The organism is Azospirillum sp. (assembly GCF_035628975.1).
GTDB lineage: Bacteria > Pseudomonadota > Alphaproteobacteria > Azospirillales > Azospirillaceae > Azospirillum.
On record NZ_DASPIS010000102.1, the window covers coordinates 20,718 to 45,055 of the forward strand.

The following is a 24,338-nucleotide window of genomic DNA, read 5'->3' on the forward strand; positions in this document are numbered from 1 at the left end:
CATCGTGATGCGCAAGATCGTCTTCCTCGACCGTGCCACCCTCGCCCCGCAGATCCGCTTGCGCAAGCCGGGCTTCCCGCATGAGCTGGTCGAACATGCCCGGACGACGCCGGATCAGGTGCTGGACCGGCTGGCCGGTGCCGAAATCGCCATCGTCAACAAGGTGCAGCTGACCGCCGACCTGCTGGAACAGCTGCCGCAGTTGAAGCTGATCGCCGTGGCCGCCACCGGCACCGATTGCGTCGACAAGGAGTATTGCCGGACGCAGGGCATCGCGGTGAGCAACATCCGCGGCTATGCCATCAACACGGTGCCGGAACACACCTTTGCCCTGATGCTGGCGCTCCGCCGCAACATCGTGCCCTTCCGGCAGGACGTGCTGGACGGCGAATGGCAGAAGTCGGGCCAGTTCTGTTTCTTCAACCATCCGATCCACGATCTGCAGGGCGCCCGACTCGGCATCATCGGCGAGGGCGTGCTGGGCCAGCGGGTCGCCGACATCGCCCGCGTCTTCGGCATGGTTCCGCTGTTCGCCGCGCACAAGGGCAAGTCCGGCCTCGGGCCGCTCTACACGCCGTGGGACGTGGTGCTGGAGACCAGCGACGTCATCACCCTGCACAGCCCGCTCACGCCCGAGACGCGCGGCATGATCGCCATGCCCGAGTTCCGCCAAATGAAGCGCAAGCCGCTGATCATCAACACCGCGCGCGGCGGTCTGGTGGTCGAGGAGGATCTGGTGACGGCCCTGGACGAGGGGCTGATCGGCGGCGCCGGTTTCGATGTGACGCTGCCCGAACCGCCGCCGGCGGACAGCCCGCTGATGCGGATCGCCGGGCGGTCCAACGTCATCGTCACGCCACATCTGGGCTGGGCGTCGGACGAGGCACAGCAGGCGCTGGCCGACCAATTGATGGACAACATCGAAAATTTCGTCGCCGGGTCGCCCAGCAACCTCGTGATGGGTGCCTACTGACGAACGCCGATGCCGGCGGGGTGGTCGGAAACCGACCGGCCATCCTTCCCGGAAACCGCACCTGCCTCATTGCCCTGCCGCAAGGTGCGCAGGACCGCATCGGCGGTGCGGCGGCTATGGTCGGCCAGCAGGGCTGCGGTGGCGGTGGCATCGCGGCGTTTCAGGGCGTCCATGACCGCCTCATGCTCCGCCAGCGATTCTTGCCAACGGTCGGCATCGTAATTCGCCAGCGAGCGCGCCCGGTTCAGCTGGGCGGCGAAGCCCTTGTAGGTCGCCTCCAGCACCGGATTGCCGGCCATGGCGACGATCCAGCCATGGATGCGGCGGTTGGTGGTGGAATAGGCCGCGCGCTCCCCCGCATGGAACTGGGCGACGAGCTCGCCGTGCAGCCGATCCAGCTCCGCGAACTCCTCGGCCGAACCGTTGTCGCAGGCGAGTCGGCCGGCGAGGCTTTCCAACGCCTCCATCACCTGGAAGATCGCGGCGATCTCCTTGGGATCGATGGGCGTCACCACGGCGCCGCGGTGCGGGCGCAGTTCCACCAGCCCTTCGGCCGCCAGCACGCGCAGCGCCTCGCGCAACGGCGTGCGCGAGACGCCGAGCTGCTCGCACAACTCCATTTCCGGCACGCGGCGGCCGGGCGGCAGCTCCCCCTCCAGGATCATCGCCCGCAGCTCCGCCACCGCGGAGTGATGCAGCGTTTCGCGGCGCAGCGGGCCGGTGGCGGTCTTTGCGGGGCTGTCCATGGTCGATCCGGCGGGCCTGTTCTGCTGCATACTTGGGCATTCTTGTTCAAACGATGCCATGCGCTCAAAAATAAGGCAAGCAACCTCGTTGATGATCCTCTGCTCAAGAATATCTCTAATATATTGATATGTAATTGAAATTGCAGAATAGAGATTTTGTATACAATCTGGCACGGTGCTTGCGACAGAGGTGGAAACGCAACCGCATCTGGAGCCGAAGCCCCATGTCGATCCGGTCCCTCACCCTGAACGCCGTCACCGCCACCGCGCTGGCCCTGTCCGCACTGGCGGCGGCCGCACCGACGGCGCAGGCCGCCGATGCGGAAGCGGTGAAGCTCGGCTTCGCCAAATGCGCCCATTGCCTGCCGATGGCGCTGACGCCCGATCTGGCGAAGGGCGTTTCGATCGAGGCGATCAACTTCAATTCCGGCAACGACGTGCTGACCGCCCTGGTGTCCAAGAGCATCGACGTGGCGCAGGTCACCTACCTCCACTACGTCACCGCGCTGGACAAGGGCTTCGACGTCGTCGCCATCTCCGGACAGGTCAATGGCGGGTCGGAGATCGTCACCGCCAAGGGCATCGACCTGAAGGCCGGCGACTGGGCCGGGCTGAAGGCGCTGGCGGCTGCCCGCAAGGCGAAGGGCGAGCCGCTGCGCGTCGCGGCGTCGCGCGGGAACGCGCAGGACATCCACATGCGCGGCGCGCTGCAGAAGCACGGCATCGACGCCAACAAGGACGTCCAGTTCATCAACATCCCCAATCCGTCCGACCATGCCGCCGCCCTGCAGCGCGGCGAGGTCGACGTGATCTGCACGGTGGAGCCCTTCGCCTCGCAAATCCGCAGCACCGGCGTCGGCGCGCATTTCGCGCTGCCCTATGACCAGGCGGCCGGCAACCTGACCAACCTGATCGTGACCCGGTCCGATGTGATCAAGGAGCATCCGAAGGCGGTCGAGGCCACCGTTGCCTCCGTCGTGGCGCTGGTCGACAAGCTGAAGACCGACCGTACGGTGTGGGTCGACACCATCAACAAATACACCGGCCTCAACAAGGACATCGCGGCGGCGTCGCTGGAGAACGCCTTCCCCGACTACGCCATCCACAAGGACAGCACCGTCGCCATCGCCACGATGATGCGGGAACTGAAATACATCGGCAAAGACGTGTCGGACGTGGCGGTGAAGAACATCGACTACCGGTTTCTGGAGGCGGTGACGAAGAAGCCGAAGAGCGAGCTGGGGGGCTGAGGGGGCAACTTTCCGCGTCCTTGAGGTTTTGCCCCCTCCCCGACCCTCCCCCGCTTTGCGGGAGAGGGAGTAGGCGCAAGAGCCGCGGAGTTCCCTCTCCCGCGAAGCGGGGGAGGGTTAGGGAGGGGGCGAGCGGCAGCACGCCTGAAGATGTGTTTCGAAGGATAGGAGCCGGTCCATGACCGCATTGTCGAAATCCTGGGAGCGCGCGGTCGTTCCCGTCCTGATCCTCGCGGCCTGGGAGATCGTGTCGCGGTCCGGCCTGTTGCCGGCGGCCCTGCTGCCGGCGCCCTCGATCGTGCTGCACAGCTGGGCCGATTGGGTGTTCGGCTTCGACGAGACGGCGCAGGCCAACAGCGGGCGCTGGCTGGCCGACGCGCTGTCCAGCGCAGTGCGCGTCGCCGCCGGCTATGGCATCGCGGTGGCGAGCGGCGTGCTGCTGGGCATCGCCATCGGCTGGTGGAACTGGGTGGAGCGCGCCATCGAGCCGACCATCCAGATGCTGCGCCCGGTGCCGCCGGTGTCCTGGATCCCGGTGGCGATCATCTGGTTCGGCATTGCCAACAAGCCGGCGATCTTCCTGGTCTTCCTCGGCGCCGTCTTCCCGATCCTGATGAACACCATCCACGGCGTGAAGACGGCCGACCGCAACCTGATCCGCGCCGCCTCGATGATGGGCGCCACCGAGCAGCAGCTGTTGCGCCATGTGGTGTTCCCGGCGGCGCTGCCCAGCATCTTCGCCGGCCTGCGCATCGGCATCGGCGCCGCCTGGATGCTGACCGTCACCGCCGAGATGGTCGCGGTCAAGAGCGGGCTGGGGTACGTGCTGTGGGACAGCTATTACTTCCTGCGCTACGACCTCGTCCTTGCCGCGATGGCCAGCATCGGGCTGCTGGGCTACGCCACCGACGCGCTGATCAAGCTGCTGATGTCCGCGGCGCTGCACTGGCAGCACGCCTCCACGCTCCAGAGCCGGGAGGGTTGACCCCATGGCCTCCATCGAACTTCGGAACATCACCAAGGTCTACAGCGACGCCAAGCGCAAGCGCGACCTGCTGGCCATCGACGACGTCAGCCTGACGGTGGAACGCAACGAATTCCTCTGCCTGCTGGGCTCGTCCGGCTGCGGCAAGTCCACCCTGCTGAACATGATCGCCGGCTTCGAGAAGCCGACCAAGGGCACCGTCACCGTCGGCGGCAAGCCGGTGGACGGCCCCGGCGCCGACCGCGGCATGGTGTTCCAGCAGGCCAACCTGATGCCCTGGCTGCCGGTGTGGGAGAACATCGCCTTCCACCTGCGCCTGAAGGGCTGGCGCAAGGCCGACCGCCGCGCCGCCGCGCAGGAATACATCGACCTCGTCGGGCTGAAGGGCTTCGAGAGCCATTACCCGGCCGAACTGTCGGGCGGCATGAGCCAGCGCGTCGGCATTGCCCGCGCGCTGCTGATGAACCCGCAGGTGATCCTGATGGACGAGCCCTTCGCCGCGCTGGACGCCCAGACCAAGATGGACATGCAGGAGGAGCTGGTCGCCATCTGGCAGAAGCAGCGCTGCACCATCGTCTTCGTCACCCACAGCGTCGACGAGGCGCTGGTGCTCGGCACCCAGGTGGCGGTGCTGACCAGCCGGCCGGGCCGTTTGCGCGAACGCATCGAACTGGATCTGCCGCGCCCGCGCGACATCACCAGCCCGCGCTTCAACGACCACAAGCGCCATATCCTGAACCTGATCCGCGAGGAGGGCCTGCAACAGCGGCAGGTCGCCGCGGCATGACCGAGGCTTCCCAACCGCAACCGCTCGACCTGCTGCTGACCGGCGCCACCGTCATAACCGGCAATGCCGCAGGCGTTATCGACGATGCGGCGCTCGGCATCCGCGACGGGCGGATCGTCCATCTGGCCCCCGCCGCACAGCCCGCGCCGCTGGCCCTGCGGACGTTGGCGCTGCCGGGCCGGCTGGTGACGCCGGGCTTCGTCAACGCCCATCTGCATGCGGTGCTGGTGATGGTGCGCGGTGTCGCCGCCGACCTGGGCTTCGCGCCGTCCTACACGCCGGGCGTGCCCAAGGGCACAGACGCGACGCCGGAGGAAGCCCGCGCGCTGGCCCGGCTGGGCGCGGTGGAGGCGCTGCTCGCCGGCTCCACCCTGGTCTGCGACCATTTCGTCCATGCCGACGCGACGCTGGAGGCGATGGCCGAGCTTGGCTTGCGCATCCATGCCGGCTGGCGGGTGCATGACGTCGATTTCGCCCGCGTGCCCAAGGGTGAGTGGAGCTTCGATGCGGCGCTCGGCGAGGATCTGCTGCGGCGGACTCTCGACCTGCACGACCGCTGGGACGGTGCGCGCGGCGGGCGCATCCGGGTGCAGATGGCGGCCCATGCGCCCGATACCTGCTCCCCCGCCTTCCTGCGTACGCTGGGCGAGGTGGCGGCGGAGCGCGGCATGCGCGTCAACACCCATCTGGCGCAAAGCCGGGTGGAGGTGGAGCGGGTGAAGGCCGCCACCGGCATGACCCCGGCGGCGCTGCTGGAGGAAACCGGGATGCTGAACGACCGGCTGCTCGCCACCCATTGCCTCTACGTGGATGAGACCGACATCGCCCGGCTGGCGCGGTCCGGCGCCCATGCCGTCCATGTGCCGAAATGCAACGCCGCGTCGGGCCGGCTGGCGCCGACCCCGGCGCTGAAGGCGGCGGGCGTCAATCTGGCGCTCTGTACCGACACCCAGCATGGCGACATGGTGGAGGCGATGCGCTGGGCGCTCGCCACCGGCCGCATCCTCCAGGGCGGCGTCACCGCCGACTGGCAGCCCGCCGACGTCTTCCGCATGGCGACGCTGGGCGGCGCCCGCGCCGTCGGCATGGCCGACGAGATCGGCACGCTGGCGGTCGGCAAGGCGGCCGACCTCGTGGTGTTCGACGCCCGCCGGCCGCACCTGCGCCCGCTGACCAACCCGCTGGGAACGCTGGTCCACACCGGCCGCGGCGGCGATGTGGAGATGGTGCTGGTGGACGGCGAAATGCTGGTCGACGGCGGCCGTCCCGTCCATGCCGACCTGGAGGAGATTTGCACCGAGGCCGACAAGGCCGCCCGCGCCCTGTGGGCGCGTGCCTGACCCCCACTCAATTCAAAGAAAGACGAGTCCCCCGAGATGACCAAGCGCGTTCTTCTGGGCATGCTGACCCCGTCCTCCAACACGGTGCTGGAACCGGTGACCGCCGCCATGCTGAGCGGCCTGCCGGAGGTGAGCGCCCATTTCGGCCGCTTCACCGTCAAGGAGATTTCGCTGCGCGCCGCGGCGCTCGACCAGTTCACCGACGCGCCTTTCCTCGATGCCGCCCGGCTGCTGGCCGATGCGCAGCTGAACGTGATCGGCTGGAACGGCACCTCGGCCGGCTGGCTCGGCTTCGATGCCGACGTGAAGCTGTGCAAGGCCATCGAGGAAGAGACGGGGATTCCCGCCTGCACCTCCATGCTAGCGCTGAACGAGATTCTGGAGACGACCGGCCGCAAGCGCATCGCCATCGTCAGCCCCTATCTGGACGAGATCCAGCAGACGATGGTCGCCAATTACAACGCCGCCGGCTTCGAGGTGGTGGCGGAGCGGCACCTGAACGACCGCGGCAACTTCTCCTTCTCCGAGATCAGCGAGGAGCGGATCGAGCGCATGTGCATGGAGGTGGCGGAGGCCAAGCCGGAGGCCATCGCCATCATCTGCACCAACATGCGCGGCGCCCCGGTGGCGGAGCGGGTGGAAAAGGCGCTGGGCATCCCAGTCTACGACACGGTGTCCACCGTCCTGTGGAAGGCGCTGCGCATGACCGGCGTCGACACCCGCCGGGTCCAGGGCTGGGGCAGCCTGTTCCGGGAATTGCACGGGTGAGCGGCCTCTGCCCCCTCCCCAACCCTTCCCCGCTGACGCGGGAGAGGGGGCTGCCGCCACTCCCGCGCTAAACTCCCTCTCCTGCCGAAGGCGGGGGAGGGTCGGGGAGGGGGCAAAGTATTTAAAGAATTGGGAGACTCAACCGATGGACTTCGATCTGGTCATCCGCAACGGCACGGTCGCCACCGCGTCGGACGTGTTCAAGGCCGATGTCGGCGTGCGGGACGGCAAGGTGGCGGCGCTCGGCAGCGGGCTCGCCGCCGGGCGGGAGGAGATCGACGCCGACGGACTGCTGGTCCTGCCGGGCGGGGTCGACGGCCATGTCCATTTCGACCAGCCGACCGGCGACTCGTCCGTGATGGCCGACGATTTCCTGTCGGGCACCCGCTCGGCGGCGTTTGGCGGCACCACCACGGTGCTGCCCTTCGCCTGCCAGCAGAAGGGCCAGTCCCTGCGCGCCGCGGTGGAGGATTATCACCGCCGCGCGGCGGGCAAGCCGGTGATCGACTATGCCTTCCACCTGATCGTCACCGACCCGACGGAGCAGGTCCTGGGGCAGGAACTGCCGGCGCTGATCCGCGACGGCTACACCTCCTTCAAGATCTACATGACCTACGACGCGCTGAAGCTGAACGACCGCCAGATTCTGGAGGTGCTGGACATCGCGCGGTCCGAGGGCGCCATGGTGATGATGCATGCGGAGAATGCCGACTGCATCGCCTGGCTGACCGAGAAGCTGGAGCGGGCTGGCCAGACCGCGCCCTTCTTCCACGGCGTCTCCCGCCCCCGCGTGGCGGAGCGCGAGGCGACCCACCGCGCCATTTCGCTGGCGGAACTGGTGGACGTGCCGATCCTGATCGTCCATGTCTCCGGCGCCGACGCGGTGGAGCAGATCCGCTGGGCCCAGGGCCGGGGCTTGCGCATCTATGCGGAAACCTGCCCGCAATACCTGTTCCTGACCGCCGACGATCTGGGCGGGGAGGGATTCGAGGGCGCGAAATGCATCTGTTCGCCGCCGCCGCGCGATGCCGCCAACCAGCAGGTGATCTGGGACGGCCTGACCGGCGGCACCTTCCAGATCTTCTCCTCCGACCATGCGCCGTTCCGCTTCGACGGGCCGGGCGGCAAGAAGGTGAACGGCGAGAAGGCCCCCTTCCGCTGCGTACCCAACGGCATTCCGGGGGTGGAGACGCGACTGCCTCTGCTGTTCTCCGAGGGCGTGATGAAAGGCCGCATGGAGCTGACGAAATTCGTCGAACTGACCGCCGCCAACCCTGCCCGCATGTATGGCCTGCACCCGCGCAAGGGCACCATCGCCGTCGGGTCGGACGCCGACATCGCGATCTGGGATCCGGCACGCAAGGTGACGATCACCAACGACATCCTGCATCACGAGGTCGACTACACCCCCTACGAGGGGATCGAGGTCACCGGCTGGCCGGTGGTCACGCTGTCGCGCGGAGACGTCGTGTGCCGCGACGGCGAACTGCTGGCGTCGCCCGGCCGCGGCGCCTTCCTGCCCTGCGGCCTGCCGGCCCCGGCCCGGCCGAAGGGATCGCCGGCGCCGGCATTGTCCTTCTAAGGGTTACACCGGATTGCGAAGCCCAAATCTATGACGAAAGGCAAGGTATCGCGCAACAGGAGGCCGGCTGCGCGGTAAGATTGATCTGCGTCCCCTGCGAACTGTTCTCATAAGCGGAAAATTAACTGGAAGGAGGGCACAATAATTGTGACATTCGAAACTCGGTAACTTTCGCGATGATCTCTCCCCGCACTCCAGAAATCTTCGATCGGGCCACGGGCGATGCCCGCCGGCTTAACGTGATCGGGCTGATTTTTATCGCCATGGTTGTGCTGACCATCGCGTTCGTGATGTTCATGGCGCTGGAGACGGCGCGGCGAATCGACACGGCGATGGCTGAGCGGACGAAGGCGGAGATCGTCGATGCGGTGGCCGATCTGGGCGCCGCGATGGGGAAGAAAGCCGAGGAATACAGTTTGTGGAACGACGCCGTCGACCATCTGGTGGTCAGATTCGACGGCGTCTGGGCCAATGCCAATGTCGGTCCCTATGCGGAACGCCTGTGGGGGCTGGACCGCTCTTATGCCTGGAACGGCCGTGACGGGCTGATCTATGCGTCGAAGGACGGCGCCCTGCGCGGCGACCTGGATGCGGCCGCCCGGGAGGCCGCGGATTTGCGGCCGGTTCTGACGGCGGCGCGGACCGCCGGCCGGGCGATCAGCGGCATCGTCCATATCGGGCAGACTCCCTTCGTCTTCGGCGCCCGCGTGATCGAGTATGAGGAGGGGCGCGCCGCCCTGCCGCCCGACCCGCAACAGCCCGTCCAAGTCTTCCTGACCACGTTGGAAGGCGAGTTGGCGAAGCTGGCCGAGTCGCGGCGGATCGCCGAATTGCGCGTGGTCCCGATCGACACGCCGGCTCTTCCGGCCCTGGCCAGCCTGTCCCTGGAGGCCATCGCGGATCAGCCGGTCGGCATCCTGACCTGGAAGCCGGAACAACCCGGCGGCACTCTGGTCCGCCGGATCGCGCCCTATGCCGCCGGCTTCGCGCTGGCCCTGCTGGCGTTGCTTTTCCTGTTCCAGCGCCTGTTGCACCGGCTGAAGCGGCAGGAGCCGCTGCGCCTCAGCGAGGCGCGGCTGGCCCAGGCGCAGCGGGTCGCCCGGCTGGCCTACACCGTCCATCTGCCGGAGGAACGGCTGGAGGTCTCCGCCAATTTCCGCGAGCTGATCGGTCTGCCGGGCGATTCCAGCCTGCTCACCATCGGCCTCTATCTCGACCGGGTGATGCCGGAGCACCGCCTGGACGTGCAGGAGGCCTACCGCCGGGCCTGGGCGGAGAACAGCCGCTTCGACATCGAATACCGCATCACCCGCTCCGACGACGGCCATCTCGACCTTCAGGAGGTGGGGGAGCCGTTCCACGATTCCGATGGCCTCGTGCTGGGCCTGATCACCGCCATCCAGGACGTCACCGCCCGCCGCCACGCGGAGGAGACCATCCGGCACCAGGCCAATTACGATGCGCTGACCGGTCTTCCCAACCGGCCGCTGTTCTACGACCGGCTGCGGCAGGCACTGCGGCGGGCGTTGCGGCTGCGCAACCGGATGGCCCTGCTGTTCATCGACCTGAACCGCTTCAAATGGGTCAACGATACGCTGGGCCACCAGACCGGCGATGTGCTGCTGCGCGAGGCGGCGCAGCGGATGGCCGGCTGCCTGCGCGATTCCGAAACCATCGCCCGGATCGGCGGCGACGAGTTCACGGTGATCCTGTCCGACATCGGCGACCGCGAGGACGCCGAGCGGGTGGCCCGCCGCCTGCTCGACTGTCTGTCGGAGCCGTTCCGCATCGCCGGCCAGACCCTGCACATCTCCGCCAGCATCGGCGTCACCGTCGCCCCCGACCAGGGGACCGATCCCGAGCTTCTGGTGAAGAACGCCGATGTCGCGATGTACCATGCCAAGCGCATGGGCACGGCCAACTGGACCTTCTACGATCCGGCGATGGATGCCGACGCCCTGGCGCATCTGCAGTTGGAGAACGAACTGCACGAGGCGGTGGCGAAGGGCCAGCTCGCGCTGTTCCTCCAGCCGGTGGTGGATGTCGCCAGCGGCCTGCTGGCGGGTGCCGAGGCGGAAGTGCGCTGGAATCATCCCGACCGCGGCCTGCTTTCCGCCGGTGAATTCCTGCATCTCGCCGAGGCGAACGGACTGATCGTGGCGGTCGGCGGCTGGCTGCTGGATGCCGCCTGCCGGCAACTGGCGGACTGGCGCGACCGTGGCGCCACCGGCCTGCGTCTGACCGTCCCTGTGTCCTCCCTGCAGCTCCGCCATTTCGGCTTCGACGAGCAGGTCGCCGGCAGCCTCGCCCGTCATGGCGTCCCGCCCGACCGGCTGATCCTGGAGCTTCCGGAAGCCGCCATGCTGTCGCCGTCGGATGAGACGACACGGACGATGCAGACGTTGCGGACGCTGGGGATCGCCTTCTCCATCAGCGGCTTCGGCACCGGCTATGCGTCGCTGGGCCATCTGCGGCGGCTGCCGGTGGAGTTCCTGAAGATCGATCAGGTCATCCTGCAGGACATGGCGCGGAACCCCGGCAACCAGGAGATGGTGCGCGCCATCGTGGCGCTGGCCCGCAGCATGAACCTGACGGTGATCGCGGAAGGCATCGAGACGGGGGAACAGCAGGCACTGGCCGGCGAGGTGCGCTGCGTCTATGCCCAGGGCCGCTATCTCGGCCATCCGGTTCCTGCCGAGTCCTTCGACCTGACACTGACCGCCGCGGGGAGCGGGCCGCTTTGTCCGGCAGACGTCTGCCCGGCGGACGGCGAAGTTCGTCTCTGACGCGCGCTCGGCGGCGGGGCCCCTCCCCCCGCACTGGAGAGGGGCCCCGCCGCTGTCACGCCCGTCGTCACGCCACCCGCTTCTCGCGGAAGGCCTCGATGGTCCGCATCACGCCCCGCAGCTCGGCGAGGCCCTTCAGCCGGCCGACGAAGGAGTAGCCGGGGTTCATCGTCTGGCCGATGTCGTCACCCAGCAGATGGCCGTGGTCGGGACGCATCGGGATCTGGGCGTCGGCGCGGCCTGCCTGCCGGCGGCGGGCCTCCTCGTCGATCAGCGCCGCGGCCACGCCGATCAGGTCGGTGTCGCCGCCGAGATGGTCGGCCTCGTAGAAGGACCCGTCCGGCTCGTGCGTGGTGTTGCGCAGATGGACGAAGTGGATGCGCGGCGCGAACTCCTTCGCCATCGCCACCAGATCGTTCTTCGGGTTGGACCCGAAGGACCCCGTGCACAGGGTCAACCCGCAGGCCTCCTGCGGCACCGCATCGAACATCGCCCGCACGTCGTCGGCGGTGGACATCACGCGCGGCAGGCCGAAGATGGGGAAGGACGGATCGTCGGGGTGGATGCACAGCCGCACCCCTTCCTCTTCCGCCACCGGCGTGATCTCGCGCAGGAACTCGACCAGATTGGCGCGCAGATCCTCGACGCCGATTTCCTGGTACAGCTCCAGCATGCCGCGGAAGCTGTCGCGGTCATAGGCGAAGTCGCGCGCCGGCAGCCAGTCGATCAGGTTGCGTTCAAGCTCGGCCACCTGCTCCACGGTCATCGCATCGAACCGCGCCTTGGCGGCGGCGATGTGGGCGGGATCGTAGCTGGCCTCCGCGTTGCGGCGCTTCAGCACGAACAGGTCGTAGGCGGCGAAATCGACGCTGTCGTAGCGCAGGGCATAGCCGCCGTTCGGCAGCCGGTGCATCAGGTTGGTCCGGCTCCAGTCGGTGATGACCATGAAGTTGTAGCAGATCACCGGGATGCCGGCGCGGGCCACATTGCGGATCGACTGCTTGTAATTATCGATCTTGGTGCGGAAATCGCCGGTGCGGGTCTTGATCTCCTCTCCGACGCCGATGCTTTCCACCACCGACCAAGTCAGGCCGGCGGCCTCGACCATGGCGCGGCGCTTCATGATCTCTTCGGTGGTCCAGACGCTGCCCTGATTCATGTGGTGCAGCGCCGTGACGATGCCGGTGGCACCGGCCTGACGGGCCTTCTCCAGGGTGACGGGATCGTCCGGGCCGAACCAGCGCCAGGTTTCCTGCATGATATGATCCTTTCAAGAAGCGGGTTTGCTTGCGGCGGTCGTGACCGCTGCGATTTCACGAATTGGCGAGGAAGGCGGCCAGCGTCTTGGCGACGCCGACGGTCATCAGGCTGTCGAGATGGCGGACCACCGCGTCGCGGAAGCCGGCTTCGGCGACCAGTTCCGGCGCGAAGATGTCCTCGATGGCGAACAGGGCCGCCGCCAGCGCGCCGGGATCGCCGGCATGGACGCGGGCGATGCGGGTCAGCGCCGCCGCCATCGGGTCGGCCACCGCATAGGCGTTGCCGGCCTCGTCCTTTTCCAGCAGGAAGCGCATCCAGGCGGCGACGGCCAGTGGGATCACCCTCGGCACCTTGCCGGCGGCGAACAGTTCGCGTGCCGGTTCCAGCAGGCGCGGCGGCAGCTTCTGCGATCCGTCCGACGAGATCTGGATGGTGCGGTGGCGGATGCCGGGGTTGCGGAAGCGCGCCTCCAGCGCCGCGGTATAGGCGGGGATGTCGGTTTCGGGCACCGGCGGCAGGGTCGGGATCAGGTCGGATGCCCACATGCGGCGCATGACGGCGGGCAGCTGCGGATCGGCCATGGCGTCGGCGATGGTCTCGATCCCGGAGATCACCGACAGGTAGGCCAGCAGCGAATGGGCGCCGTTCAGGCAGCGCAGCTTCATCAGCTCGAACGGGTGGACGTCGTCGACCAGGATGGCGCCGGCCTTTTCCCAGGCAGGACGGCCGAGCGGGAAGCGGTCCTCGATCACCCATTGCTTGAATGGCTCCGTCACCACCGGCCAGGCGTCGGCGCAGCCCAGCGCCGCTTCCACCGTCGCGCGGTCGGCGTCCTGGGTGGCCGGCGTGATGCGGTCGACCATGGTGCAGGGGAAGCTGACCTGTTCCGCGATGTAGGCGGCAAGCTCGGGATCACGCAGTTCGGCGTAGCGGACGACGATGCCCTTAACCTTGATGCCGTTCTGGGCGAGGTTGTCGCAGACCAGCACCGTGAAGGGCGCCACTCCGGCGGCGCGGCGGCGGCGGATGGCTTCGCACAGCAGTCCGGGAACGCTGCGCGGTGTTGTGGGATCGGCAAGGTCGGCACGGATCAGCGGGTGCGCCTCGTCCAGGGAGCCGGTGGCGGCGTCCTGGCAATAGCCCTTCTCCGTGACCGTTAGGGTGACGATGCGGATCTCCGGCTTCGCCGTCAGGGCCAGCACCGCTTCCAGCTGGTCGGCGGTCGCCATGGCGTCGAGGAAGGACCCGACCACGCGCAGGCTATCGCGGTTCTCCTCGCGCACCAGCAGCGTGTAGAGGCAGTCCTGCGGCTTCAGCGCGTCGCGGATGGCCGGCGACAGCGGATCGACGCCGACGATGCCCCAATCCTTCGCTCCGGTCGCCAGCACATCGTCGGTGTAGGTGGCGAGATGGGCGCGACAGAAGGCGCCGAGGCCGATATGGACGATACCGGGCGTCACCGCGGCGCGGTCGTAGGTGGGGCGTTCGACGGCCTGGGGAAGGCGGCGGAGGGTGTCGGGGGAAAGGCGGGTTTGGGAAGGACGGGCCGCCAGCAGGGCGGTGTTCGCGTCGGGCATGATGGGCTCCGGTTCGCGGCGGTCGCTGCGGTCACCCAGTTTTTCCGCTGTCGCGGAGTGTCGCGGGGGGCCGGTGCACCGTCATTCGGTGAGGCTTGAATGGTTCGGAAGGTCTCCGGGGCAAGGCGCCCCGGAGCCTTGGGGTGGATGCGTCAGACCTCGATGCCGGCCGGGGTGCGGCCCGAACCGGTCTTCGGCAGCACGAAGTGCATGATCGCCAGACCGACGAGGTAGAGGACGGAGGCGATGCCGAACAGCACCTGATAGTTGCCGTTGGTGGCGTCCAGCAGGCGGCCGACGCCCATCGACACGAACATGCCGACGAAGTAGGCGCAGAAGCCGCCGATGCCGACCACCGAGCCCACCGCGTTGCGCGGCATGGTGTCGGACACGATGGTGTAGACGTTGGCCGAATAGCCCTGGTGGGCGGAGGCGGCGATGCCGATCAGCAGCACGGCCAGCCACATGTTGGACACGGTGGAGGCGAAGAAGACCGGCAGCACGCACAGGCCGCAGATCAGGAAGGTCAGCTTGCGGGCGCGCAGCGGCTTCATGCCGCGCTTGATCAGGTGGGAGGAGAACCAGCCGCCGCCGACGCTGCCGAAATCGGCCATGGTGTAGATGATGATCAGCGGCAGCATCGCCCCGAACAGGTTGACGCCATACTGCTTGTTCAGGAAGCCCGGGACCCAGTTCAGGTAGAACCACCACACCGGAGCCGAGAAGCAGGTGCCGACGATGTTCGCCCAGGTGCCGCGATAGCTCAGCAGCTTGATCCAGGGGATGTTTTCCTGCGGCATCACGGGGTCGCTGCGGATATAGGCCAGTTCCTCGGCCGTCAGCTTCGGATGCTCTTCCGGCTTGCGGTAGATCAGCAGCCAGGCGATGACCCAGAAGAAGCCGATGCCGCCGGTGACCAGGAACGCCGCCTGCCAGCCGAAGGCGACCAGCAGGATCGGCACCAGGATCGGCGCCACGACCGCGCCGACGTTGGAACCGGCGTTGAAGATGCCGGTGGCGAGCGCCCGCTCCTTGGCCGGGAACCACTCCGACACCGCCTTGATCGAAGCCGGGAAGTTGCCGCCCTCGGTCAGGCCCAGGCCGGCACGCGCCACCTTGAAGCCGAAGACGCTGCCCATGAAGGCGTGGATGCAGGCGAAGAAGCTCCAGCCGGCGACGGCGGCCGGCAGGCCGATGCGGATGCCGATCTTGTCCATCAGACGGCCGCAGCCGATGTAGCCGAAGGCGTAGGCCAGCGAGAAGGCGGCGACGATGTCGCCATAGTCGGACTCGGTCCAGCCCATGTCGCCCATCAGCGTGGACTTCAGCAGGCCCAGAACCTGACGGTCCATGTAGTTGATGGTGGTCGAGAAGAAGAGCAGGGCGCAGATGGTCCAGCGGTAGCGGCCGATGGCCTTGCTTACCGTGACCGCGGCCTTGCCGATGCCGCCGGCCCTGCCGGCCGGCTCCGCCGACTGCGCGGGGGCGGCGTCGGCAATGATCTGTTCGCTCATGATTTGGCGTCTCCAGCCAGGACGCGGTTCACCGCCGCCGGTCTTCGATCCCGCACCCATGGTCGATCCTGCATCGGACATGGGCACGCCGAAGGGCATGCGCGGAAGCCGGCATTCCGGGCTCCCACGCTGCATCGGGCGGTGGTTTCTCGCGTTTCAGCACTGTCTCCTGGAGCAGTCCGGCCATCGTCGGGAGCGGTGCCGCTTCGGTACCGTTCGTGGCGTTGCATACTACCATTCCAGTTGCTGGTATGGTAGTTGCGCTCGGGGCCGGTGGTCAATCGAACCATCTGCGGCATTTCGTCAGGCTTCCGTCCGCCCCTCTTTCTGACGGGTGTCCAGCGGTGGCGCCTTTCCTGATCGGGGTAGGCGGATGGCAGATGGGGCAGTGGCTGACCGCGCTCTTCGGGAAAACAACCAAAGAATGTAGATTCCGTCCGCCTTGCTGATGCGATTGAAGGGGGCGGTCATGGAACGGAATCACGCGCAGGATCACGGCGCGTCCGGGCGGACGATCACCGGTGGCAGGCGTCGCGACCTTCTGTTCGGCGGCGATGGAAATGACACCATCATCGGAAATCGAGGCAACGACTATATGGAGGGTGGTGGCGGCAGCGACCGCTTCGTCCTCAAGCCCGGCGACGGATGGGACTGCATCGGCGATTTCCAGGGCGGGGCCGGCGGCGACCTGCTGGACCTGCGGAGTTGGAGCGGGATCGGCAGCCTGGAGGATGTGCTGTCCCGCTCGCACCAGGACAGCGACGGGCTGGTTCTGAATTTTGGGCCGCGCGACGGCGTGAAGCTGATGGGCCTGTCGCAGGCGGATCTCACCGCCGACAATCTGCGGCTGAAAAGCGAGCGGGTGAAGGCCAGCGCCGTCTTCGCGGCGACGGACGGCACGCATGGCAACGAGTTGTGGGGGACGGACGGGCGCCGGGCCTTCCTTCTGCGCGACCTCGCGCCGGGAGCGGCCTCTTCCGAACCGGGAGACTTTGTGGAACTGGGTGGGCGCGTGCTTTTCAGCGCCGACGATGGCATCCATGGCCGCGAATTGTGGTCCACCGACGGGACCCCGGCAGGAACCCGCATGGTGACGGACATCAATCCGGGCGAGGTGGGCTCGTCGCCCACGTCACTGACCGAAGTGAACGGTCAGGTGTTCTTCCAGGCGAATGACGGCCAGCACGGCGCGGAACTGTGGGTCAGCGACGGGACGGCCGCCGGCACGCACATGGTGAAGGACATCGGCGGCGCCATGGCTGGAGTCTATCCATACAATCTGACGGCGGTGGAAGACGAACTGTTCTTCTCGGCCAGCGACAGCGAGCATGGCAGGGCGCTGTGGCGGTCGGACGGCACCGAGGCCGGAACGATGCTGGTCAAGGACTTCTATCCCGGACCGTTCGATCCGCCGGTCCCGCTCCCCATCTTTCCGGCGCATTTCACGGCGGTCGACGATCGGTTGTTCCTGACGGCGTGGGATGGCACCGGCTTTTATAGTCAGCTGTGGGTCACGGATGGAACCGAAGAGGGCACGACCAAGCTGTACGACGGGCTTGGCGACAACCCGAGGGTCGGGCGTCCGGTGGTCCTGACCGCGGTGGGGGACACGCTGTTCTTCAACCGCGGAGAGGATCTGTGGAAGAGCGACGGCACTCCGGAAGGCACTGTCCAGGTGAAGGATTTTCCATCGATCGGCCTCTCCCTGCCCAGCCGGTTCAGCGCCTTCGACGACCGGCTCGCCTTCGTCGCCGGCGACGCGGAGCATGGCGAGGAACTGTGGATATCGGACGGAACGGAGCAGGGAACGCGCATAGTGAAGGACATCGCGCCGGGCAGTGCCGGCTCCGGCATCGGTGACTTCGCCGTGGTGGACGATACGCTGTTCTTCACCGCCGATGACGGCATCCACGGACGGGGGCTTTGGATGAGCGACGGGACCGAAGCCGGCACGCACATGGTGACGGACAGGTCGCATGACACGACTTGGACGCAGCCCACGACTCTGCGCGCGGTCGGCGACAGCCTCTATTTCAGTGCGACGGATGCCAACCAGGCCGGTGCGCTGTTCCACCTCGACCCCGACAGGAGCGAGGTGACGCAGCTCGCCTCCACGCAGCCGATCAGCCTGCTGTACGGCACTTTGCAGATCGCAGGTGTCTGAGCCCGCGCGTCACCCCGCCTGCCGGGCGCGGGGGGAGGCGCAGGCGGCGGCGACCACCTCGCCGGTGCGGCCGACATGGTGGACGAACAGATGCTCCGCCATCTTGCCGTCGCGGGCCTCCAGCGCCGCCAGGATCTCGCGGTGCTCCAGCACCGACTCCTTCCACCGCCCTTGGGCGCCCAATGCGAAGTAGCGCGCCCGCGCCAACCGGCCGAGCAGCCGGTCATGCGCCTCCACCAGCGCGGGGTTCTTGGCGCTCGATACGATCAGCCGGTGGACCTTCTGGTTGATCGCGAAATATTCCTCCAGCGCGCCCGCCCCCTGCAAAGCCTCGATCTTTTCCTGGAAGCCGCGCAGGCGGCGCAGGTCGGCGGCGGTCATCCGTTCGGCGGCGAGCCGGGCCGCGAAGCTCTCGATGCAGCCTTCCGCCTCGAACAGGTGGGTCAGTTCGGCGGCGTCGAGCGGGGCGACGATGGCGTTGCGGTTGGGGCGCAGCATCACCAGCCCGTCGGCCGCTAGCAGCTTCAGCGCCTCGCGCAACGGCGTGCGGGAGATGCCGAGCTTCTCGCTCAGCTCCGGTTCGATCAGGCGGGCGGACGGCGCCAGTTCGCCATAAATGATCATGTCGCGCAGCCGGTCCACCGCCATGTCCGCCAAGGGCGGCGGCGGCACCGCGCGGCGTCGGCGCGGCGGTGCGGTGCCTGGGGCGGCGTCCGGCGTATCGTCCGGCCTTTCATCGTCCGGCCTGTCATCGTCGAAGGTCATGGTCGGGCTCATGGCTGGGAATCCGGCACGCCTGCGGCGAGCGTTTCCTCTGCGAAAGCGGCGAAGCGCAGCACCCGGCGGTCCATGCCGCGCGGTGCCACGATCTGCAACCCCACCGGCAGCCCGCCGCGCCCGGTCCCGCAGGGCAGGCTGAGCGCCGGGACCCTGGCGTGGTTGAACAGCGGGGTGAAGACGGCATGGGCGCGCGGCGGCACCGGCTGTCCGCCGATGGTTTCCGGTCCCAGCCGGTCCAGCGGCCAGGCGACGCAGGGCGTGGTCGGCCCGACGATCAGGTCCACCCCAGCGAACTGCGCGGCCAGCGCGCGACCGACCTCGACGCCGAGCAACTGCGCCGCCGCGACCTCCGCCCCGCACAAGGACAGGCCGCGTTCGATCTGCACCGCGATGTCGGGATCGAACAGGGTGGGATCACGGCGGAACGCCTCGCCACAAAGTGCCGCAAGCCCGGCATGCTGCAGCGGCATCAGCGCGGTTTCGGTGACGCCGGCCGGCCAGCGCGGGAACCGGCCTTCGGGACGGACGATGCGGGCACCGGCGCGGGCCAGAGCCTTCACCGCCCGCTCCACCGCGTCGCGCACGTCGTCGTCAACCGGGGCGTCCATGCCGAAGGTCGGGCTGTAGGCGATGGTCAGGGACGAAACCGGCCGCTCCTCCGCCGGGGCGATCGCGGCGCTGTCGGGGTCGCGCGGGTCGGGGCCGGCCAGCGCCTCGAACATCAGGGCGGTGTCGGCGACATCGGCGGCGATGGGCGCCATCACGGCGATGCCGACGAAGGGCTCGGCGAAGCCGGGGCCGTAGGGGATGGCGCCGAAGCTGGGCTTGAAGCCGACCACGCCGACATGGGCCGGCGGGCGGCGGCTCGACCCGCCGGCATCGGTGCCGAGCGCCAGCGGAACCAGCCCGCCCGCCACCGCCGCCGCCGGTCCGCCGCTGGAGCCGCCGGGGGTCAGCGTCTGGTCCATCGGGTGGCGCGTCGGGCCGAACAGCGGGTTGGTGGTGACGCCCTTGCAGGCGAATTCCGAGCTGTTGGCCATGCCGACGACGACCGCACCGGCGCGGCGCAGCCGTTCCACCGCCATGGCGTCGGCGGGGGCGTGGAAATCGGCGAACAGGCGCGACCCCTGGGTGACGCGGCGGCCGGCGACCCAGATGGTGTCCTTGACCGCCACCGGCACGCCGGCCAGCGGCAAATCCTCCAACTGCACATTCTCTCCGGCGGCAAGGCGGCAATCCACCGCGTCGGCGTCCAGCAGCGCCTGTTCGGCATGGACGGCGACCAGGGCGTTCAGGGCCGGGTTGCCGGCGGCGATGCGGGCGAGCGCCGCTTCGGTCACGGCGCGGGCGCTGCTGCGTCCGCCGCGCACGGCATCGGCCAGGGCCACGGCGCGAAGGGGAAGGGTCATCGCTTGTCTCCGAGAAGGCTCAGTCCCGCCAGCGCGGCCAGCAGGCTGACCACGAGATAGCCGGTGGCCAGCGTGCTGACCGCGGCGGCGGCCACCAGCACGACCGGGCCGGCGATCAGCCCGGCGAAGCCGCCGACCATCACCGCCCCCGTCGCCTCGCCGATGCGCCCCGCCGGAGCCAGCCGCGCCACCTCCGCCAGGAAGACCCCGTTCCAGCCGCTGGCGGTCAGCCCGAACAGGAAGGTCGCCGCCGCCAGCGCCGGGAAGGGCAGGGCGGCGCCGGCCAGCGCGACCAGCGCCGATGCCGCCGCCATGCCCAGCCCCAGCAGCCCGACCAGTCGGCGCGGCGCCACCCAGCGCGAGGCGACCACGCCCCAGCCGAGCCGCCCGGCGAGCCCGCCCGCCTGCCCGGCGGCCAGCGCCACCCCGGCGGCGACATGCTCCAGCCCCAGTTCCGCCACGGCGAAGACGACGAAGAAGCCGTTCAGCGTCAGCTGACTCGCCGAATAGGGGAAGGAGGCCAGCGCGAGCCGTCGCAGTGCCGGGTCCCTGCGCAGCAGCCGGATCGCCGCACCCAGCCCGAAAGCGGTCGTGGCGGATCGGGTCAGCGGATCATAGGCCGTCCGCAGCCGTTCGAAGGGCAGGACGCAAACCAGCGCCAGCGCGGCGATGGCCGCATAGCCGGCGCGCGGATCGGTGACGGCGGCCAGCAGCGGCAGGGCCAGCGATCCGGCCATCGCGCCGATCTGGTTGCCGGTCTGCCGGACGGAGAATACCATCGGCCGGTCGGCCTCCCGTACCAGCCGGCCGAGGATGGCGGCGCTGGCCGGTGTCTCCGGCCCGCAGGCCAGCCCGATGGCGATGCCCGCCGCCAGCAGCGCCAGGGCGCCGCTCCCCGTCATCGCGCACAGCATGGCGGCGGCCACCGCCACCGCGCAGAAGCTGGCCACCCGGAAGGAGCCCAGCCGCCCGGCCAGCACCCCGCCGCAGAGCGATGCCGCCATCCCCACGGCAAAGCCGGTGGTGGTGAACAGGCCGAGCCCCGCCGGGTCGATCCCCATGCGCGGCGCCAGAACTCCCGGTGCGAACAGGGCGAGAGCCACCAGGGCCTGCAGGCCGGTCATTCCGATCAGCGCCGGCAGAAGCGGCGGCATCGCCGGAGGCTTGGTCGGCGCTGGCGCGACCGTCGCCGTCTCGGCTACCATCGCGGAAACCCGGAACTGGAGGCGGCATGGCCGGCGGTATTTCGATTCACGGTGTGGACGTGGCGCGCGGCGTCGCCGCCGAAGGGCTGCGGGTGGAGCTTTACGCCCTGACGCCCGACCGCCGCCTGCTGGCCGACGGCCGGCTGGGCGCCAACGGTCAGCTCGACCACCCCACAATCCGCGGCGAGGGCATCACCCCCGGCCCGCACGAGGTGCTGTTCCATGTCGGCGACTGGCTGCGCGCGGCGGGATATCCGGAGGAGCAGACCCGCTTCCTCGACATCATGCCGTTCCGCTTTGTGGTGACCGACCTGGACCGCCATCTGCATCTGCCCTTCAAATTCACCCCCTTCGGGGTTTCTCTCTTTCTGGGTGTGTAGGCCGGGTCAGGTCAACCGCTTCGACAGGCCGGCCACCCGCTCCATCACCAGCATCAGCGCGATGGTGGCGACGATCAGCACGCCCGATAGCGCCGCGACCGTGACGTCGAGCTTGCCTTCCAGATCCTGCCACATGCGGATCGGCAGCATGTCGGTCGCCGCATCGCGCAGGAACAGCGAGACGGGCACATTGTCGAAGGACGCCATGAAGGCGATGAAGCCGCCGGCCATGATGCCCGGCCGGATCAGCGGCAGCGTGATGCGGCGGAAGGTGAACCAGCGGGTGGCGCCCAGGCTGGCCGACGCCTCCAGCAGGGTCGGGTTCATCTGCGCCAGCGACGCCACGGTGTTGCGCACGACGAAGGGCACCGACACCACGGTGTGGCCGATGATGAGGGTCAGCGGTGACACCGGCACCCCGACCAGCGAGAAGAACATCAGCGACGACAGTCCGAAGGCCAGCGCCGGCAGAACCAGCGGCGACAGGAACAGGCTGTCCAGCACCCGCGCCGTCAGGCTGGCCGACCGCGCGATGCCCAGCGAGGCGGCGACGCCCAGCAGGATCGACAGCGCGGTCGCCCAGGCCGCCACCTTCAGGCTGTTCATCAGCGCGAACTGGAGTTGCCAGGCGTTCCACAGCTCGACATACCAGCGCAGCGAATAGCCGGGCGGCGGGAATTTCAGCGAATAGCCGCTGGTGAAGGACACCCAGATCACCACGACCGTCGGTGCCGCCAGCAGCAGCAGGGCCAGCAGCGCCACCCCCGTCATGACGATGCGGAAGCTGAGCGCGTCGAAATCGAAACGGCGGTTGCCCATGGCGGCCTCCCCGGGGTCAGGCGTTGGTGTAGCCGCGCGACAGGCGGCCCAGCACGTTGAAGATCGACACCACCACCAGCACCGCGACCAGGAAGATGACGGAGATCGCGGCGGCGAAGGGCCAGTTCTGCAGGGTGGAGGCCTGCTGGTAGATGTACATCGGCATGAACAGCATCTGCCCGCCGCCGATGAGGCTTTGCGTGATGAAGGCGGTGATGGCCGCGGCATAGGTCAGCAGGCAGCCGGCGATGATGCCCGGCAGCGACAGCGGCAGGATCACCTTGCGGAAGGTCCGCCAATGCCCGGCCCCTAGCACCGACGAGGCGTCGGCGAGGTTCGGGTCGATGCGGCTCAGCGCGGTGATCAGCGGCAGCACCATCAGCGGCATCTGCACCTGGGCCAGGGCCATCACCACGCCGCCTTCGGTGTAGAGCAGCTTCAGCGGCGTGTCGATCAGCCCCAGCCCGAGCAGCGAGGCGTTGACGATCCCCTGCCGCCCCAGGATGACCACCCAGGCGAAGGTGCGCACCACCACGCTGGTCAGCAGCGGCAGCAGCACCAGCAGCATGATGACGCCCCTGGCCCAGCCGGGGGAACGCTGGTGAAGCCACGCCACCGGATAGCCCAGCAGCAGAGTCAGCGCCGTCACCTTCACCCCCAGCCACAGCGTCGATCCCAGCACGCCGAGGCTGAAGCTGTCGCCGAGGAAGTTGACGTACTGGGTCAGCCCGAACCGTCCGCCCTGCGGGTCGGTCTGGAAGCTCAGCGCCAGCAGGATGACCAGCGGCGTGACGAAGAAGACGACGAACCCCGCCGCCAGCGGCGCCGCCAGTTTGAGGTCGTATGTGGTGACGTTGCGCAGCGTCGCGGCCATGGTTTCGGTTCCTCTTGAGTAACCTCTCCCCGAAAACCATCCCCTCTCCCCCCGGGGAGAGGGAGGAGGGCGTTCGGGTCGTCACACCCTGATCTCGCGGTTGAACCGCTCGATCCAGGCGCTGCGCTGCTCGTTGATCTTGGCCCAGTCCTGGAACACGAACTTCTTCGCGATCTCGGCATGGTCCTTCGCCAGCGTCTTGGCGAGTTCGCCCTTGATCGCGACCTTGGTGTTGGTCGGCACGATCATGAACGGCTCCTCCATCAGCTTGGCCTGCACCTCCGGCGACAGGGCGGCCTCGATCAGCTTGAAGGCCAACTCCTTGTTGGGAGAGTTCTTGACGATGTGGATGGTCGTCTTGAAAGCAATGGCGCCTTCCTTGGGGATGACGAACTCCACCGGGACGCCGCGCGCCTTCAGGATCTGGATGGCGTTGAAGTTGCCGGGGGAGATGTCGATCTGGCCCTGCTGGAACAGGGTCGCGAGCTGGCCGGGGTTGGCGGCGACGGCGGCGAGGCTGGGGCGCAGCGCCTCCAGCGCCTTGAAGGCCGGGTCGATGTTGGATTCCGACCCGCCATGCATCTTGGCCAGTTCCACCATGAACCCGGTGCCGAGCGTGGAGTTCAGGTTGGTGATGCCGACACGGCCCTTGAATTCCGGCTTCCACAGATCGGCCCAGGAGGTCGGCGGCGTCTTCACCGTTTCCGGGTTGTAGGTGATGCCCACCACCTGGAAGAAGGGAGACGGCCCCATCGGCACCTGCGCCTCCGGGATCAGGTCCTTGTAATAGGCGCTCTTTTCCACCGGATAGGGTTCGACCAGATCCTGGGCGATGGCCTGCAGCGCGGGTCCCGGATCATGCAGCATGACGTCGATCGGCGGGTTGTTCTTCGCCGCGTTCACCTTGGCGATCTGGTCGACCGACAGCATGGGGTCGAGCACCATGTCGGCGTTGCCGGTCGCCTTGCGGAAGGCGGGGACGAGCACGGCCTTGTGCGCCTCCTCCCAGCTGCCGGTGAAGGTTGCGAAGACCAGCGGGCGCGCCTGCGCCCAGGTCAGGCCGGGGAAGGCGTGCATGGCACCCAGCGTCAGGGCCGTCTGCATCAGGGAGCGGCGGGTCAGCAGCATGTATCACTCCT

General features: G+C 68.3%; 20 protein-coding genes. 10 read left to right on the plus strand and 10 right to left on the minus strand.

The features are described 5' to 3' along the window. Positions 1-7 precede the first annotated feature (7 nt). Positions 8-973 carry a D-2-hydroxyacid dehydrogenase gene (locus tag VD964_RS22810; RefSeq protein ID WP_324870793.1) on the plus strand — a complete coding sequence of 322 codons (966 nt, stop codon included), beginning with the start codon at positions 8-10 and terminating at the stop codon, positions 971-973. Here the strand turns inward: VD964_RS22810 and VD964_RS22815 are convergent. After that, on the minus strand, positions 967-1,719 hold the full coding sequence (locus VD964_RS22815) for a GntR family transcriptional regulator (protein WP_324870794.1): 753 nt from the start codon (positions 1,717-1,719) through the stop codon (positions 967-969). The genes VD964_RS22810 and VD964_RS22815 overlap by 7 nt on opposite strands. A 224-nt stretch (positions 1,720-1,943) precedes the next feature. Here VD964_RS22815 and VD964_RS22820 point away from each other — a divergent pair, with 224 nt between their 5' ends. The 7 genes from VD964_RS22820 (at position 1,944) to VD964_RS22850 (ending at position 11,217) form a co-directional block, all read left to right on the plus strand. Continuing rightward, the gene (locus tag VD964_RS22820) at positions 1,944-2,969 is read left to right on the plus strand and encodes an ABC transporter substrate-binding protein (protein WP_324870795.1); all 1,026 of its coding nucleotides are present in this window, start codon (positions 1,944-1,946) and stop codon (positions 2,967-2,969) included. Between the two features lie 178 nt (positions 2,970-3,147). Beyond that, entirely contained in the window at positions 3,148-3,954 is an 807-nt protein-coding gene (locus tag VD964_RS22825; protein ID WP_324870796.1) for an ABC transporter permease, read from the plus strand. A gap of 4 nt (positions 3,955-3,958) precedes the next feature. After that, positions 3,959-4,741, plus strand: a complete 783-nt coding sequence (locus VD964_RS22830; protein WP_324870797.1) for an ABC transporter ATP-binding protein — start codon at positions 3,959-3,961, stop codon at positions 4,739-4,741. Further along, positions 4,738-6,081, plus strand: a complete 1,344-nt coding sequence (locus tag VD964_RS22835) for an amidohydrolase family protein (protein WP_324870798.1) — start codon at positions 4,738-4,740, stop codon at positions 6,079-6,081. The genes VD964_RS22830 and VD964_RS22835 overlap by 4 nt, the downstream gene beginning before the upstream one ends. A gap of 36 nt (positions 6,082-6,117) precedes the next feature. Beyond that, positions 6,118-6,849 (plus strand): maleate cis-trans isomerase family protein, encoded by a 732-nt coding sequence (locus tag VD964_RS22840; RefSeq protein WP_324870799.1) that lies wholly within the window; start codon positions 6,118-6,120, stop codon positions 6,847-6,849. A gap of 145 nt (positions 6,850-6,994) precedes the next feature. Then, complete coding sequence (gene hydA, locus VD964_RS22845; protein ID WP_324870800.1) at positions 6,995-8,431, plus strand: dihydropyrimidinase; 1,437 nt, start codon at positions 6,995-6,997, stop codon at positions 8,429-8,431. 263 nt (positions 8,432-8,694) lie between these two features. Next, positions 8,695-11,217: a bifunctional diguanylate cyclase/phosphodiesterase gene (locus VD964_RS22850; protein ID WP_324870801.1), complete on the plus strand. Its 2,523-nt coding sequence runs from the start codon at positions 8,695-8,697 to the stop codon at positions 11,215-11,217. Between the two features lie 67 nt (positions 11,218-11,284). Here VD964_RS22850 and uxuA read toward each other — a convergent pair whose 3' ends face one another. From uxuA to VD964_RS22865, 3 genes are all read right to left on the minus strand, one after another. Further along, positions 11,285-12,475 (minus strand): mannonate dehydratase, encoded by a 1,191-nt coding sequence (gene uxuA / locus VD964_RS22855; RefSeq protein WP_324870803.1) that lies wholly within the window; start codon positions 12,473-12,475, stop codon positions 11,285-11,287. A 55-nt stretch (positions 12,476-12,530) separates the two neighbouring features. After that, positions 12,531-14,054, minus strand: coding sequence for a mannitol dehydrogenase family protein (locus tag VD964_RS22860; RefSeq protein WP_324870804.1), 1,524 nt, complete (start codon positions 14,052-14,054; stop codon positions 12,531-12,533). A gap of 152 nt (positions 14,055-14,206) precedes the next feature. After that, positions 14,207-15,568 carry an MFS transporter gene (locus tag VD964_RS22865; RefSeq protein ID WP_324870805.1) on the minus strand — a complete coding sequence of 454 codons (1,362 nt, stop codon included), beginning with the start codon at positions 15,566-15,568 and terminating at the stop codon, positions 14,207-14,209. A 469-nt stretch (positions 15,569-16,037) separates the two neighbouring features. On the opposite strand from VD964_RS22865, the gene VD964_RS22870 reads away from it, so the two are divergent. Beyond that, positions 16,038-17,732 carry an ELWxxDGT repeat protein gene (locus VD964_RS22870; RefSeq protein WP_324870806.1) on the plus strand — a complete coding sequence of 565 codons (1,695 nt, stop codon included), beginning with the start codon at positions 16,038-16,040 and terminating at the stop codon, positions 17,730-17,732. Between the two features lie 9 nt (positions 17,733-17,741). On the opposite strand, the gene VD964_RS22875 is transcribed toward VD964_RS22870, so the two are convergent. Genes VD964_RS22875 through VD964_RS22885 form a run of 3 tightly spaced genes read right to left on the minus strand, consistent with a single transcriptional unit; the run spans position 17,742 to position 21,126 of the window. Further along, positions 17,742-18,509, minus strand: a complete 768-nt coding sequence (locus tag VD964_RS22875) for a GntR family transcriptional regulator (protein ID WP_324870807.1) — start codon at positions 18,507-18,509, stop codon at positions 17,742-17,744. Further along, positions 18,506-19,921: an amidase gene (locus tag VD964_RS22880; RefSeq protein WP_324870808.1), complete on the minus strand. Its 1,416-nt coding sequence runs from the start codon at positions 19,919-19,921 to the stop codon at positions 18,506-18,508. Before VD964_RS22880 ends, VD964_RS22875 begins: the two co-directional genes overlap by 4 nt. Then, positions 19,918-21,126: an MFS transporter gene (locus VD964_RS22885; protein ID WP_324870809.1), complete on the minus strand. Its 1,209-nt coding sequence runs from the start codon at positions 21,124-21,126 to the stop codon at positions 19,918-19,920. The genes VD964_RS22880 and VD964_RS22885 overlap by 4 nt, the downstream gene beginning before the upstream one ends. A 26-nt stretch (positions 21,127-21,152) precedes the next feature. Between VD964_RS22885 and VD964_RS22890 the strand changes: the two genes are divergently transcribed. Further along, entirely contained in the window at positions 21,153-21,506 is a 354-nt protein-coding gene (locus tag VD964_RS22890; RefSeq protein ID WP_324870810.1) for a hydroxyisourate hydrolase, read from the plus strand. A 6-nt stretch (positions 21,507-21,512) separates the two neighbouring features. On the opposite strand, the gene VD964_RS22895 is transcribed toward VD964_RS22890, so the two are convergent. From VD964_RS22895 to VD964_RS22905, 3 genes are all read right to left on the minus strand, one after another. Further along, the gene (locus VD964_RS22895; RefSeq protein WP_324870811.1) at positions 21,513-22,325 is read right to left on the minus strand and encodes an ABC transporter permease; all 813 of its coding nucleotides are present in this window, start codon (positions 22,323-22,325) and stop codon (positions 21,513-21,515) included. A gap of 16 nt (positions 22,326-22,341) precedes the next feature. Continuing rightward, entirely contained in the window at positions 22,342-23,199 is an 858-nt protein-coding gene (locus VD964_RS22900; RefSeq protein WP_324870812.1) for an ABC transporter permease, read from the minus strand. Positions 23,200-23,280: 81 nt separating this feature from the next. Next, positions 23,281-24,327, minus strand: coding sequence for an ABC transporter substrate-binding protein (locus tag VD964_RS22905; RefSeq protein WP_324870813.1), 1,047 nt, complete (start codon positions 24,325-24,327; stop codon positions 23,281-23,283). Positions 24,328-24,338: the final 11 nt, after the last annotated feature.

Coding starts and splice junctions, on each gene's coding strand:
- VD964_RS22810 (WP_324870793.1), top strand. CDS start 8: ATGCGCAAGATCGTCTTCCTCGACCGTGCCACCCTCGCCCCGCAGATC.
- VD964_RS22815 (WP_324870794.1), bottom strand. CDS start 1,719: ATGGACAGCCCCGCAAAGACCGCCACCGGCCCGCTGCGCCGCGAAACG.
- VD964_RS22820 (WP_324870795.1), top strand. CDS start 1,944: ATGTCGATCCGGTCCCTCACCCTGAACGCCGTCACCGCCACCGCGCTG.
- VD964_RS22825 (WP_324870796.1), top strand. CDS start 3,148: ATGACCGCATTGTCGAAATCCTGGGAGCGCGCGGTCGTTCCCGTCCTG.
- VD964_RS22830 (WP_324870797.1), top strand. CDS start 3,959: ATGGCCTCCATCGAACTTCGGAACATCACCAAGGTCTACAGCGACGCC.
- VD964_RS22835 (WP_324870798.1), top strand. CDS start 4,738: ATGACCGAGGCTTCCCAACCGCAACCGCTCGACCTGCTGCTGACCGGC.
- VD964_RS22840 (WP_324870799.1), top strand. CDS start 6,118: ATGACCAAGCGCGTTCTTCTGGGCATGCTGACCCCGTCCTCCAACACG.
- hydA (WP_324870800.1), top strand. CDS start 6,995: ATGGACTTCGATCTGGTCATCCGCAACGGCACGGTCGCCACCGCGTCG.
- VD964_RS22850 (WP_324870801.1), top strand. CDS start 8,695: ATGGTTGTGCTGACCATCGCGTTCGTGATGTTCATGGCGCTGGAGACG.
- uxuA (WP_324870803.1), bottom strand. CDS start 12,475: ATGCAGGAAACCTGGCGCTGGTTCGGCCCGGACGATCCCGTCACCCTG.
- VD964_RS22860 (WP_324870804.1), bottom strand. CDS start 14,054: ATGCCCGACGCGAACACCGCCCTGCTGGCGGCCCGTCCTTCCCAAACC.
- VD964_RS22865 (WP_324870805.1), bottom strand. CDS start 15,568: ATGAGCGAACAGATCATTGCCGACGCCGCCCCCGCGCAGTCGGCGGAG.
- VD964_RS22870 (WP_324870806.1), top strand. CDS start 16,038: ATGGAACGGAATCACGCGCAGGATCACGGCGCGTCCGGGCGGACGATC.
- VD964_RS22875 (WP_324870807.1), bottom strand. CDS start 18,509: ATGAGCCCGACCATGACCTTCGACGATGACAGGCCGGACGATGAAAGG.
- VD964_RS22880 (WP_324870808.1), bottom strand. CDS start 19,921: ATGACCCTTCCCCTTCGCGCCGTGGCCCTGGCCGATGCCGTGCGCGGC.
- VD964_RS22885 (WP_324870809.1), bottom strand. CDS start 21,126: ATGGTAGCCGAGACGGCGACGGTCGCGCCAGCGCCGACCAAGCCTCCG.
- VD964_RS22890 (WP_324870810.1), top strand. CDS start 21,153: ATGGCCGGCGGTATTTCGATTCACGGTGTGGACGTGGCGCGCGGCGTC.
- VD964_RS22895 (WP_324870811.1), bottom strand. CDS start 22,325: ATGGGCAACCGCCGTTTCGATTTCGACGCGCTCAGCTTCCGCATCGTC.
- VD964_RS22900 (WP_324870812.1), bottom strand. CDS start 23,199: ATGGCCGCGACGCTGCGCAACGTCACCACATACGACCTCAAACTGGCG.
- VD964_RS22905 (WP_324870813.1), bottom strand. CDS start 24,327: ATGCTGCTGACCCGCCGCTCCCTGATGCAGACGGCCCTGACGCTGGGT.